The sequence below is a fragment of the Pseudooceanicola aestuariicola genome, from assembly GCF_045763785.1.
Classification (GTDB): Bacteria; Pseudomonadota; Alphaproteobacteria; order Rhodobacterales; family Rhodobacteraceae; genus Pseudooceanicola.
This window is the reverse complement of sequence record NZ_JBJGSF010000001.1, coordinates 613,198-627,059: the sequence shown is the minus strand read 5'-3', so window position 1 is coordinate 627,059 and position 13,862 is coordinate 613,198. Positions and strand designations below refer to the sequence as shown.

The 13,862-nt window shown below is 61.8% G+C and carries 5 protein-coding genes and 1 tRNA gene; 3 read left to right on the top strand and 3 right to left on the bottom strand.

Features of this window, described 5'->3' with window-relative positions; genetic code table 11:
- Positions 1-31 precede the first annotated feature (31 nt).
- The 3 genes from ACI3GR_RS02885 to ACI3GR_RS02875 all read right to left on the bottom strand — a co-directional run bounded on the left by ACI3GR_RS02885 (position 32) and on the right by ACI3GR_RS02875 (position 10,646).
- Entirely contained in the window at positions 32-9,082 is a 9,051-nt protein-coding gene (locus tag ACI3GR_RS02885; protein ID WP_407492452.1) for a two-partner secretion domain-containing protein, read from the bottom strand.
- Between the two features lie 283 nt (positions 9,083-9,365).
- Positions 9,366-10,322 (bottom strand): hypothetical protein, encoded by a 957-nt coding sequence (locus tag ACI3GR_RS02880; RefSeq protein WP_407492450.1) that lies wholly within the window; start codon positions 10,320-10,322, stop codon positions 9,366-9,368.
- Between the two features lie 234 nt (positions 10,323-10,556).
- Positions 10,557-10,646, bottom strand: a tRNA-Ser gene (locus ACI3GR_RS02875).
- Positions 10,647-10,861: 215 nt separating this feature from the next.
- Here ACI3GR_RS02875 and ACI3GR_RS02870 point away from each other — a divergent pair.
- The 3 genes from ACI3GR_RS02870 to tmk are packed head-to-tail and all read left to right on the top strand — an operon-like array spanning position 10,862 to position 13,805.
- The gene (locus ACI3GR_RS02870) at positions 10,862-11,881 is read left to right on the top strand and encodes an SPOR domain-containing protein (protein WP_407492449.1); all 1,020 of its coding nucleotides are present in this window, start codon (positions 10,862-10,864) and stop codon (positions 11,879-11,881) included.
- 44 nt (positions 11,882-11,925) lie between these two features.
- Complete coding sequence (locus tag ACI3GR_RS02865; RefSeq protein ID WP_407492447.1) at positions 11,926-13,173, top strand: D-alanyl-D-alanine carboxypeptidase family protein; 1,248 nt, start codon at positions 11,926-11,928, stop codon at positions 13,171-13,173.
- On the top strand, positions 13,170-13,805 hold the full coding sequence (gene tmk / locus ACI3GR_RS02860; protein WP_407492445.1) for a dTMP kinase: 636 nt from the start codon (positions 13,170-13,172) through the stop codon (positions 13,803-13,805). Before ACI3GR_RS02865 ends, tmk begins: the two co-directional genes overlap by 4 nt.
- The last annotated feature ends 57 nt before the right edge of the window (positions 13,806-13,862 follow it).

Below are 13,862 nucleotides of genomic sequence, written 5' to 3'. Positions count from 1 at the left end.
CCCTTCCGTTCTGCTCGTCTGCTCACGCCGCTTATTGCCCCACACCATCGCGGTTTACGCCATCATTCTCAATATTCAGATTGGGAAGCTGGGCGATAACGTCCCAAAAGAAGGCCCCGGTGGAAAAGATGGTGGGCGACCAATTGATGATCCCACCCGTCGTCGCTCCGGCCTGCGAATTCAGCCCAAGGGACAGGATCGTACCGGTGCCCTGCGCAGACGTCGGCAGAGTATAGTTGGCCGCGTCAGTCCCGTTCACGCCGATAAAGTCGCTGGCCGTCAAGACCGCGGATACGGTAATTCCGGTTCCAACGAGTTCCGAGGCGTAGGTTCCAGACGTCTGGGTCACGATGAACGCCTCGCCCACGGCTAGGCCGTTTAGCGTGAAGTCATTCGGTGTCAGAGCGGCCTGTGTGGTTTGGTCATAGAGTTTCGTCGGATGACCGCTGATCGTCGCGCTCAGGGCGCGCGCGGTCACGGTGTAGCCGCCATCCGTGAAGCTGCCGATGCTGTAGTTCGCGGCGTCGACGCCGGTTAGGCCCGAGACACTCTTAATGCTGGCATAGCTGCCCGCGTTCAATTTGCCCGCACCGCTCAGGTTGCCTGCCGTGTCCACGTCGATCGCGGCGTTGACCGTGTCACCCGACAGCAGGCTGCTGAAGCTCACAACCCCCGGTGTCAGCGTGTCGCCATAGACCGAGGATCCCGCCGCAATCGCACCGTTCAAGGCGCGCGCCGTGACGGTGTAGCCACCGTCCGCTACGCTGCCGATTGCGTAGTTGGCAGCGTCGGCGCCAGCCAACGAGGCCGTCTGAGCATAGCTACCCACGCTCAGATGACCTGCACCGCTCACCTGTCCCGCGCTGTAAGACACCGCCGAAGTCCCCGATGTACTATCCCCGGCCAGCACACCGCTCAGGGTCAGCGCTCCGGGCGTGAGGGCGTCACCATAGACCGACGATCCGGCCGCAATGGATCCGCTCAGAGCGCGTTGGCTGACGGTGTAGCCGCCGTCCGTGAAGCCGCCGATGGTATAGTTGCCTGCGTCGGCGCCGTTCAGGCCAGAGATGCTCTGGACGCTGGCGTAGGTCCCTGCGTTCAGATGACCCGCCCCGCTGAGATTGCCTGTGGTATCCACAGAAACCGCCGCGCTGACGATGTCGCCTGACAGAAGGTCATCAAAGCTCGCCGTCCCCAGCACCAATGCGTCGCCATAGATCGAGCTACCCGCCGCAATAGCCCCGCTCAGAGCGCGCGCGGTGACGGTATAGCCGCCATCCGTGAAGCTGCCGATGCTGTAGTTGGCGGCGTCAGTGCCACTCAAGCCCGAGATGCTCTGAATGCTCGCGTAGCTTCCGGCGTTCAGATGGCCTGCGTTGCTCAGGTTACCTGCCGTGTCCACGTCAGTCGTGGCGCTAACCGTGTCGCCGGACAGCAGGCTGGAGAAGCTCACCACTCCCGGTGCCAGCGTATCGCCGTAGACTGAAGAACCGGCCGCAATCGCACCGTTCAGGGCGCGCGTCGTGACGGTGTAGCCACCGTCCGTCACGCTGCCGATGGCGTAGTTGGCGGCGTCGGCGCCAGTCAACGAGGCTATTTGAGCATAGCTGCCAGCGTTCAGGTGACCAGCGCCGCTTACCTGTCCCGCGCTGAAAGACACCGCCGAAGTCCCCGATGTACTATCCCCGGCCAACACACCGCTCAGGGTCAGCGCCGCGGGCGTGAGGGCGTCACCATAGACCGACGATCCGGCCGCAATGGATCCGCTCAGAACGCGTTGGCTGACGGTGTAGCCGCCGTCCGTGAAGCCGCCGATGGTATAGTTGCCTGCGTCCACGCCGCTCAGGCCAGAGATGCTCTGGACGCTGGCGTAAATCCCTGCCCTCAGATAACCCGCGCCGCTCAGGTTGCCTGTAGTGTCTACCGACACCACCGCGCTGACGATGTCGCCGGACAGCAGGTCATCAAAGCTCGCCGTTCCCGGCGCAAGCGCGTCGCCATAGATCGAGCTACCCGCCGCAATCGCCCCACTCAGAGCGCGCGCGGTGACGGTATAGCCACCGTCCGTAAAGCTGCCGATGCTGTAGTTCGCGGCGTCAGTGCCGCTCAAGCCCGAGATGCTCTGAATGCTCGCGTAGCTTCCGGCGTTCAGATGGCCCGCGCCGCTCAGGGCACCTGTCGTGTCCACGTTGATCTTCGCGCTGACCGTGTCGCCTGACAGCAGACTGGAGAAGCTCACAACTCCTGGTGCCAGCGTATCGCCGTAGATCGAAGAACCGGCCGCAATCGAACCGTTCAGAGCGCGCGCCGTGACGGTGAAGCCACCGTCCGCTACGCTGCCGATGGCGTAATTGGCGGCGTCGGTGCCCGTCAGAGAAGCTGTCTGATCATAGCTGCCGACGTTGAGATACCCGGCGCCACTTTCATTGCCGGTCACGTTCATAGATACGAACGACCCAACAAGGTCGCCGGGAAGGATACTGGCGAGGCTCACGGTACCCGGTGTCAGGGCGTCGCCATATACCGACGTGCCCGCTGTGATGGTCGCCGCAAGGCTGCGCGTTGTGACGGAGTAGCCGCCGTCGGTGAAGCTACCGATGGTATAGTTGCCGGCGTCTGCGCCGTTTAGGCCAGAGATGCTCTGGATGCTGGCGTAGTTGCCTGCTCTCAGATGACCTGCACCGCTGAGATTGCCTGTGGTGTCTACCGACACCGCGGCGCTGACGATGTCGCCTGACAGGAGGTCATCAAAGCTCGCCATCCCCGGAGCCAATGCGTCGCCGTAGATGGAGTTACCCGCCGCAATCGCCCCACTCAGAGCGCGTGCGGTGACGGTGTAACCGCCATCTGTGAAGCTGCCGATGCTGTAGTTCGCGGCGTCAACGCCGTTCAGGCCAGAGACGCTCTGAATGCTCGCGTAGCTTCCGGCGTTCAGATGGCCCGCACCGCTCAGGTTGCCAGCCGTGTCCACGTCAATCGCCGCGCTAACCGTGTCGCCTGACAGCAGGCTGGAGAAGCTCACCACTCCCGGTGCCAGCGTATCGCCGTAGACCGAAGACCCGGCCGCAATCGAACCGTTCAGAGCGCGCGCCGTGACTGTGTAGCCACCGTCCGACGCGCCGCGGAGATCGTAGTTGCCCGCGTCGGCGCCTGTTAGCGTGGCTGTCTGAGCGTAGCTGCCAGCGTTCAAAAATCCGGCGCCGCTTTCATTGCCCGTCGCGGTAATAGAAACCAACGTACCAACAGTGTCACCGGTGCGGACATAGTCGAGAGTCGCTATACCCGGTGTCAGGGCGTTGCCATATATCGACGTCCCTGCAGCGATGTCGGCAGTAAGACTTCGCGGCGTGATGGTGTAGCCGCCATCCACCACTGACAACGTGTAGTTGGCCGCGTCCGCACCGCCGAGGGTAACGCTATGGGCGTAGCTTCCCACGTTTGGATTTCCGCTGCCGCTAAGGTTGCCTGCGGTATTCACCGACACCCCTGCGGTGACGACATCGCCTGCAATCAAGGCATCAAAGCTGGCCGCCCCGGGCGTTAGCGGTAGAGCATAGATCGAACTGCCAGCCGCGACGGTCGTCGTCAGGGTGCGCCGAGTGACAGTGTAGCTGCCGCCGGTGAACGTGCCGAGCGTGTAGTTGCCCGCGTCGGTCCCGCTCAGACCAGTGGCTGTGACCGCGTTGGAGTAGGTGCCGGCCTGAAGATAGCCGCTGCCGCTGAAAGGCCCGGCCAGGTTCAGGGCGATATCGACCGTAACGTTATCGCCGGACACCAGATTGGAATAGGTGACGTTACTCGCCTGCAAGCTGTCGCCGTAAACCGATTGGCCATTGGTGAGCGTCCCGTCCAGCACGCGCGGTGTGATCTGGATCGTGCTTGAGACAGGTTGGATATGATACCCCTGCTGGTCAGACCAGAGGTCCAGAGCATAGGTGCCAACATCACTGGCGTTCGTCCCGAAGGGGGTCGCTTCGCCCCCCAAGAAACCGGACTGGCCGAACTGGGCCCCCGCGGTTGCCGTGCCCGTGACAGAGGTGGTGATGCTGCTTCCCGACAGGGTTTGCCCGTCATAGGCAAGGCTGCCGAACGCCGGAGTAACCGTCAAAGGCGTGAGAAAGGATGCCAATAGCGGCGCGGTACGCCCCTCATAGATCACCCAGTTCGGCGTGGTTGCAAAATCGAAGCCAGAGAAACTGGCCTGCTGTTGCATCTGCGCGCTCGTAAGACCCGTGCCCCCGGCGCTGGTGGCCTGACCCGAGCTCGATATGTCCCAATAGCCATTGGTGACCGAGGCACCATTCGCCGATACGCCAACAAGCCCGCCCTGACTGCCACTGCCAATGACCGCGCCCGAGGCGTAGGCGTTGGTGATTGCGCTGTCGGAACTGCGTCCGACCAGGCCGGCCAAGGCAGATCCTCCTGCAACCGGGCCCGTCGCATAGGAATCTGTAATCGCGCTGCCCGTGGACAGGTTGCCGACAAGGCCGCCGCCTTGTTGAGCGCTTGCCACGGCCCCGCTGGCGTAGGAGCGGCTGAACGTGCTGGTGACCGCCGCGCCGACCAGCCCCCCGGCATTGATATTGGCCGTGACCTGAGCCGTTGCAAAGCTGTCCGAAAACTGGACGCCATTGGCAGACCCGGCCAGCCCCCCGACGAATGCGTTGCCAGACACACTCCCCGTCACGTAGCTGGCCGAAATGTTGCCGCCTGTGCTTGTCCCGACAAGACCGCCGACGAGGCTATCGCCAGTGATCGACACATCGGTAAGGCCAACGTTGCGGATGGTCGCGTTCTGCGTATTGCCGAACAGGCCGACGGCCTGCGTCGAGGGCCGGTTGATCGTCAGGCCAGAGATCGTGTTGCCAACTCCGTTAAAGCTGCCGGTGAAGGCCGTGAGATTGTTCCCGATCGGTGTGAAATTGGCGTTCCCCGACAGGTCGATCGCCCCACCCAGAACATAGTCTCCATCCAGCCCGGTGATGGTGATGTTCTGCAACTGTGCCGCGGTACTGATGATACGGTTTGAAACAGGCGTGGCGCTTAGGTCGTTCGCCTGAATAACCGCACCGCTGACCGTCTCAAAACTGGCGTTGGACAGAAGCCAAGGCGTCGTCTGACCGTCTGACGTCGACCATTTGGCCGGATCAAAACCCGTGGGTAAGCCTCCAGCCAACATACCGGTCGTGAGGCCTGACGCGTTAACCGTAGCGCCTCCGTCCGTTCCAAATCCATTCAAACCCGCTGTGGTCGTGTTCCAATAACCGTTGGTGAGGGACCCGTGGTTTATACCGATCAATGCGCCGTCGTTGGTGCTGCCAGAAGCTGCGCCTGTAGAATAGACATTCGACACAACGGCCCCGATGGCGTTCGCGCCGAGAAGCCCGCCAATGGCAGTCGTAATTTGCCCCGTTGTGCCCGTCACGCTGCCCATCGCATAGGCATCGGTGATTGTGCCGACAAAGGTGTTAGAGACGTTGTACCCCACCAGACCACCCACGTTGGTGGTGCCCGTGACCGCGCCCGCCGCATAAACCTCTGACATCTGCCCGCCGGTGTTCGCCCCGACCAGACCGCCAATATTTTGGATACCGGTCACCGTGACATCGGCATAAGAATTGGTGATCGTGCCCTGATAACTCGGGTCGGAATAGTTCTGACCGACAAGCCCACCCACGTTACTGTTGCCCGTGACCGACGATCCGGACGCGAAAGACCCCGAGATCTGGCCCCAGTTGCGCCCTGAAAGACCGCCCACAAGACCATTCCCGGATACATTGCCCGTTGCATAGGAATCGGTTATCTCGCCGAGCGCCCCGTTACTCCCCACCAGTCCGCCTGTACCGTTTTCCGCACCAGTGACGTTGCCCGTCGCATATGACCCGGCCACGGGACCCAAGTTGTACCCGACAAGCCCTCCGACGGTGAAACCGTAAAACGTACCGTCCACGGTGCGGCCCGAGACGTCTCCGGTCGCGTAGGTGTTGGTCATCCCGGCCCATTTAGGGTTAAGACCCACCACACCGCCGACGTACCCCAAACCGGTTACGTTACCCGTGGCATAAGAATTTACGATATCAACATCGGCGTCGACGCTCGCGGTATGCGACACGGCGCCGACCAACCCGCCGACGCGGCCGTATCCGGTGACGTCGCCCGTAGCGTAGGAATCCGTGATAACAGATCCGTCCAGCGCGTTTGCGGAGACGTTCGTGCTGGCGAAGACGCCGACGTTATATCCGACCAAGCCACCGACAAAGTGGGCGCCCGAAACAGTCGCCGCAGAATGCGATCCCGTGATGAACGAATTATAGTTCCACCCGACCAATCCCCCGACGTTTTTGCTGTTTGCAAAAGAGTTGACCTGCGAAAAGGTCGGGCTGGACATGGTAAAGCCCGTGACGGTGGCTGCCGCGGTCGTGTAGGAATCCTTTATCAATGTGTTGCGGGTGGTATATCCAACTAGGCCGCCAATGTTGTCGAGCCCGGACACGTTACCCGAGAAATACGCGTTATCGAGCGCCGGCACCGTGGGGTCACCGTGATCGATCCGCCCCACGATACCACCGATATTGCTGCCGCCCTGAACCGGTCCTGTGAAAATGCCAAGGGAATTTTGCACGTCCGCAATCTCTGCGGCGGTCAACATCACGCCAGAAACATTGCCCGAGGACGACGAGTTTTTGATCCCTGGCACCAGGGAAAGGCCAACGAGGCCGCCGACGTTATAGACCCCGGTCACATCAACCGAAGAGTGGACATCGTTGATGTCACCACCACCGGCCCAGCCGACAACACCGCCGACGCCCATAAGATCATTCTGGCCGATAAGAAGTGCAGAGACACGGCCACGGTTGTAATCCCACCGTTTCCCGGTGACCGTCCCCGACACGTCGACATTGTAAATCTCGCCGCTATTAAAGTTTGCGACCAGCCCGCCCGTGTAGCCCACATTCAGAGTTGGTTTCGCTATACCGCCGCCAGTTATGTCGACATCCGTCAGCCTCAGGTTGCGAACAACGCCGCGCCCATCAGGATCCTGGCCATGAGGCCGCCACACGCTGTCAAAAAAGCCGACATATTCTATGTCGGGCCGATTTATCATCAGCCCCGAAATCGTGTGCCCAGCCCCTTCGAACGTACGATCAAAAGCTCCAATCGGCAGGAAGCCAAGATACCCGCCGTTGCCGTCAGGGTTCCATGTCGCCGTCGCGCTGGCGTCGATATCGGCGCCAAGTACATAATACATTAAAGTATTACCATTGATCCCCTGAAGGTCCGTGGTGGTCGTACTGCCGGGGGCGCCCAAGGTGGTGATGATCTGATACGGGATCGCGGCATTGCTGCCGTTCTGGGTCGTGTAGGAACTGGTCTGGGTCAGGTTCAACGGCGCGTTGATGGTGATGTTTCCATCCGTGCCGCCGTTATTATAGTGCAGGAACACCCCGCCATCGCCCGTGACATCGACGGTCGCGTCGATGATGACCGAACGCCAAGCATCTAGCGTCAGGGTATTGGCACTGGACCACGTCAGCGGATCGACGATTGTGATGTCGCCCGCCTGAGTGCCGCCCGCGCCTGTCGACACGGTCACGTTGGTCGTGGCCAGCGCCGCTTCGATCGTGCCGACGTTGATGACGCTGTCGTCCCCCGTGGCGGTCTGGCCCGACTGGTTGGCGTCCGCGCCGTTCGAGATAATTACATTGTAAGGATCAAGCAGCCACAGCCCCGATTCGCCCTGCACTGGCGACGTATCAACCCTGATCCCGGCGACGTCCAGCTTGTGACCCGAGGTTTCAATCCGTCCGCCGTTGCCGCCTTCGGGGCCGCCCTTTGCCAGAATGGTACCATAGCTCAGCGTCTCACCGTCGGGTCGGTATATGTTAGACCAGACCGTGACGGTGCCACCGTCCCCACGTTCGGTCGCGCTGGCGTCCAGAAGTGATCCATGCCCGAGCTTGGCGGTGACCGTCCCGTCCCCGCCGACGCCTTTCCAGCCGCCGCCGAAGGCAATCTCGCCCCCGCCCAAAGCACCCCGTGCAAGGATTTGCGCGATGTTGCTGGCCTCAACATGGGCGCCTTTGACGGTGACCGTCCCGCCCTTGCCCTTGGCCGAGCTGACGTTAACACGGCCACTCACAGCCACGCGGCCCGAACCTCCGCCCAGCAGTTGGATCGCGCCGCCCTTGGTCCTGCGCACGCCGCGCGCCTCGATCACGCCGGTATTGTTCACGACCGTCTTCAGCAATGCATCGCGCGACCGCGCCGACATGATGACACGCCCGTCATCCGCCCGAATGGTGCCGCCATTGTTCACCTCGGCGTCGAAGGCGTCCGCGCTGACCTGAAAGCTTAGCAAGCTGTTGTTCGCGAAGGTCAGTTCGACCGCGCCGCCTGCCCCCATAGCGACCGTGCCGCCGGGTGCGATGATGGTGCCGTTGTTCGTGACATTGCGCCCGACAAAGGCGACGTATCCGCCCTCTGCTGCTGTAACCTGACCTTCGTTGACGACGCTGGCGTCGCTTTCGCCGCTGAACCGCACGGGCCCGCCCGACATGAACTCTTCGTTGCCCACATCCAGCGTCGAGGCGACGATACCGCCCACATCGATCCGCGCACCGGGCGCAAAGTAGACACCGTTCGGGTTGACTAGAAACACCTGGCCATTGGCGTTCAGATTGCCGTAAATAGAACTGGGGTCGCTGCCGGTCACCCTGTTCAACGCCACTGCACTGGTCGAGGGCTGCTGGAAGGTAACCGTCTGCCCTGCCGCGATGGAGAAGCTTTGCCAGTCCAGAACAGTGCGGGCGCTTTGCTGAACGATCGTCGTCGCGCCGACGCCGTGATTGATCTGCGCCTGCCCGGCAACAACCGTGCCGCCCGTGGGCTGCGCCTGTGCGGTCGGAACAAGGCCCAGCAGAGCGATCAACATCGCCGCCGCGCCCGGACTGAGTGCTTTCCGAATAATCCGCCGAGCACGGCGCATCTGGCGACGACCGCGGGGCCGTGCGGTCAGCCCCTCGGGCACAGGCACAAGGGCCTCTTGGGTATTGCTCCAGATCAGACGGAAGAAATGGTTCATCGGTGCGCCCTCACGACCGCTGTGGCGGCGCAGTCGCGCGTATCGTCCTGCCGCACCCATAGGAACGCTGCGCTACGCAGGTTCACGTTATCTGCTGTGTCAAAGAACTCGCGGATCATTCCACACCAACAATCAACTCGGCTCAAATTCAAACAACGCGCTGATAATACAGCGAAACCACGCACTCACTCTGCAAAGTTAATATAATATACACCAATACGCCGATGCGATACAGCGTCCAAAATCGAGCACATCTTGGCCCGCCCGCCCCGCCGAAAATTCGTTAGCGATGCGCGGACAGGGCCTCTTGGAAGGCGCGATCCACATATTCGAACTTCACCGCTTGGCGCCTGAAATGGTCGGTGACAAAGCGTTCCGACACCCAAAGACGACCGCGCCGTCGGGGCGCCTCCCACCCCAGCCAGCCTTCCTCTTCGGCGCGGCGCACCATCCGTTTCACGTTCGACAGCGAGATTACGAAGCGTTCCGCCAAAGCCGGGGTGCCGATTTCATCAAGCATGTACCGCCCATCGACGGGGTCGTCCGTGCCAATCTGCGAAATCATGTAGTGGACCAGCATTCCACCAGCGTCGGTTTCCAGAAAGCAGCTCATCGACGGGGTCGGGTTGCGCCATTCGGCATCTTCGAGGATCCGCGCGATCATTCGGGGTTGAGCGTGAAAAATCAGGTCAGGACGCTGAACCGAGGTCGTCAGGCGATCGCCGCCGTCAAGCTGATCGAGACAGGCGAGATGGCCATTGTACCAGCTTCGCATCCCTTCGCGCGCCAAGGGCGTCGCATCGATGACGCGCATCCTGCCGTCGTCGGAGTTCTGAGTTTGCGTGAGAAACCCATACACCTCAAGCTCGGCCAGATAGCGGCTCAGCGTGTTGCGGTTGACGGACACCCTGTCCTTCAACGCTTTTTCAAGCTGGCTTGGGGTCAGGCTGGTGGTGTCATCCTCCCGCTGGCCCGGCAGGGTGAGTGCGAAAATAGTGTGCGTAAACAACCACTTCTTGTAGGACGCCATCAGACGGGCGGTCCGCGGACTGTCAGCTTGGACATCCAGAAGGACGCTGGCGATCTTTTGTTCTGCGGCGAGGAACCCGGGGTGCGCGACCATTGCGTCCCGACCAAGGTAGGCGACTGGAGCTTCGGATGTGTCCGACAGGCCATCGTTTGTGTTCCGCGGCTTGCCTGAAGAATTCCCCGCCATGTCTTCCATAGATCGAACCGTCAAAGAGTGCCGCGCTTTTTAGTCCTTCACATAGTAAATGATTTAAGGAACACAGATAGCCAGTTTTTGCGGTGACGCTGAGCGGTCAGACCTTTGCGGCGGACGTTCCGCACCGCGGATGCCAGAGCGCAGGATCGCCAGAGAATGTCCGGGAAGTTTACGGTTCATCGAAGGCAAACAGAACATCGGCTTTGTTCTGAACGCAATTAGAATCGAAATCGCAAAACAGGGTCCGATTGGCGGAGGCTCAGGGATTCGAACCCTGGGGACGCTTTCACGCCCGCCGGTTTTCAAGACCGGTGCATTCGACCACTCTGCCAAGCCTCCGCGTCGCGACGGTCTAGCGGGCAAGTATTGATTCTGGAAGCCGGGAAACGCGCCTTGCCGGGCCTTGCATGCCTGATCACATTTCCGCGGGATTTTTCGCCGATGGCAGACGGCAGACTTTTCAGATGCCACGTGTTTGGATAGACTACGCCAAAATAAAGGGCAGGGCCGGAAATCCGGCCGCGTGGCTGTGCCACGCATGAAAGGGGCGAAACATGGCTTTCGGGGTATATTCATCCGCGGTGCCAAAGCTGCGGCTTTTGGCAGGGGTCAGCGCGCTGGTCCTGATCGCGGCCTGTGCGGAAAACGGCACGGGTGGCGGCACCCTGTTCCAATCCAACACCGATGGGGCTTCCACCGGCGGCTCGACCCGTCTGGTCGAACGGGACGTCGAAGCGCCCGAGGTCTTTCAAGCCTCCGAATCCGGTCTTTGGGATGGTCGCCCGTCTTTGGGCGGTGTCTGGGTCGCGCACCCCGATGTGACCGAGCCTGAACGCGCCCTGATCCGCAACACGGCGAACAACAAGTTCGTGATCGGCGCGTTGTTCAAACCGTCGGTCGAACGCTCTGGCCCACGCTTCCAAGTGTCGTCCGACGCGGCTGAAGCCTTGGGAATGCTGGCCGGTCAGCCCGTGAATTTGAACGTCACCGCGCTGCGCCGCGAAGAGGTGCCCACAGCACCCGCCACCCCTGCGCCAGCGCCCGCCGCCGCGACGACGGCTGCCGCAATGCCCGCGCCCGAGGCTGTTGAAACCGCCACGCTGGATCCCGTGGACGGCGCCTCTGCGGCGGTCGAAATTGCAGCGGAAACCCCTGTCGCAGAAGCCGCAACGCCCACGGATGCGCCGAAAAAGCGTCGCTGGTTCTGGCAGAAAAAAGACGACGTCGCAGAGCCGACAGCACAAGCCTTGGCCGATGACACCGAGGTGCAAGCGGCCCCCGCCGCCACCGCGCCGGTCAGCGCGCCTTTGCCGACGCCCGCCCCTGCCCCGGCGTCCACGCTTGACAAGCCCTACATCCAGATTGGCATTTTCAGCGTCGAACAGAACGCGAGAAACACGGCAGTTGCGATGCGCCAATCGGGGATGATCCCCGAGGTGCTGAAACAATCTTCCAGAGGGAAAACCTTCTGGCGGGTTGTTGTCGGACCTGCCACAACTACGGACGAACGCGCCGCCCTGCTGAAAAAGATCAAGGCGGCTGGCTTTACAGATGCGTATGCGGTGACGAACTGACCGGGGTCTGACCCCGGCGGCGCGGCCCGCCTGATGGAGGAAGGATGACGCGCCACACCCCGCCCCCCGCCTTATCGCTGCGGCGATTTTTTATCCTGTGCCAATCGGTTGTGCTGGGCCTTGGCCTTTTAGCTGCCGGGACTGCGCAGGCTTTCGACACGCAGGCCCGTGCGGCCTATGTGATGGACCTGACGACGAAAACGGTGCTGCTGGCCAAAAACGCCGACACACCCTTGCCGCCCGCGTCCATGTCCAAGCTGATGACGCTTTATATCGCGTTCGAGGCGCTGCGCGACGGTCGCTTGCGGCTGGATGAAAAACTGCCCGTCTCTCAGCACGCGATGAGCTATGGCGGTTCGACCATGTTCCTCGACACGACCGACCGGGTCGCTGTGGAAGACCTGATCAAGGGCATCATCGTGCTGTCGGGCAATGACGCCTGCGCCGTGATTGCCGAAGCGCTATCGCCCGATGGGACCGAAGCGGGCTTTGCCGTCTACATGACGCAGCGCGCGCAGGCCTTGGGCATGACCAATTCGACCTTCGCGAACTCAAACGGCTGGCCCGCAGCGGGACACCGCATGTCCATGCGCGATCTTGGCCTTTTGGCCACGCGGCTGATCGAGGATTTTCCGAACTTCTACCCGCTGTTTTCACAGCGCACCTTCGCCTTTGACGGACGCGCACCGCAGAACAACACCAACCGCAACCCGCTGCTGGGTCTGGGGATCGGTGCCGACGGCCTGAAAACCGGCCACACCGAAGAGGCCGGCTATGGCCTTGTCGGGTCTGCGAAACAGGGCGATCGCCGTGTCGTGTTTGTTTTGTCTGGTCTGGGATCAACCGCCGCGCGGGCACAAGAGTCCGAGGCTATCGTGAACTGGGCGTTCCGGCAGTTCACCCAGAAAACCCTCCTGAAGGCTGGTGAGACCGTCACCAAGGCCGAGGTTTTCATGGGCGCGATGCCAAGCGTGACATTGACCACCCAAGAAGACCTGACCACGCTGGTTCCATCGCTTGGTGGCGATCAGGTCCCGGCCGAGGTCGTCTATACCGGCCCGCTGACCGCCCCGATTGCCAAGGGCGATCAGGTGGCCGAATTGATCCTGTCGCCCGAAGGTCTCCCTTCAACCAGCGTGCCGTTAGTTGCGGGCGAAGCTGTGGCGAAGGGTGGGTTCATGACTACCGTGGCGACGGCGCTGGATCATCTGCTGACCGAAATCGGTGGCGGTCCGGCTGATGCGGCGGAGGAAACGCCCGAAGCCGAGGCGGTGGAAGAGGCAAGCTCTTGACCAGGGCTGGGGCGCGCGGCCTGTTTCTAAGCTTTGAGGGTATCGACGGGTCGGGCAAATCGACTCAGGCACGGATGCTTGCCGACAGCCTGCGCGCCGAGGGTCACGAAGTGGTTCTGACCCGCGAACCCGGCGGCTCTCCGGGTGCCGAGGAAATCCGCGCGCTTGTCCTGCAGGGCGATCCTGACCGCTGGTCTGCCGAGACCGAGATCCTGTTGTTCACCGCCGCCCGACGGGACCATCTGGAACGGACCATCCGCCCCGCATTGGCGCGTGGCGCGGTGGTGATCTGCGATCGCTTTGCTGACAGCACCCGCATGTATCAAGGCCTATCTCGCGGCGATCTGCGGGACACGGTGGATCAGTTGCACCAGCTTATGATCGGCGTGGAGCCTGATTTGACCGTGCTGATCGACATGGACCCAGAGGTCGGATTGGCCCGCGCCAAGGGGCGTCAGGGTATCGAAGAACGGTTCGAAGATTTCGGCGCCGATCTGCAACGGCAGATGCGGGCCGGGTTCTTAGGGCTGGCGAAGGAATTTGCCGACCGCTTCCGCGTGATCGACGGGGATGCCGTGCCAGAGGACGTTGCCGTCCGCGTCCGGGAGGCTGTAGCCCCGGCGCTGGACTAGGCTGATCCGCTTTGATGACCGTGAAGAACGCTGATCCGCCTTTTCCCCGTCTGCAAA

What these genes read in the sequence shown, in the direction of transcription:
- ACI3GR_RS02865 (WP_407492447.1), top strand. Translation starts at nt 11,926, where the DNA reads ATGACGCGCCACACCCCGCCCCCCGCCTTATCGCTGCGGCGATTTTTT.
- ACI3GR_RS02885 (WP_407492452.1), bottom strand. Translation starts at nt 9,082, where the DNA reads ATGAACCATTTCTTCCGTCTGATCTGGAGCAATACCCAAGAGGCCCTT.
- ACI3GR_RS02870 (WP_407492449.1), top strand. Translation starts at nt 10,862, where the DNA reads ATGGCTTTCGGGGTATATTCATCCGCGGTGCCAAAGCTGCGGCTTTTG.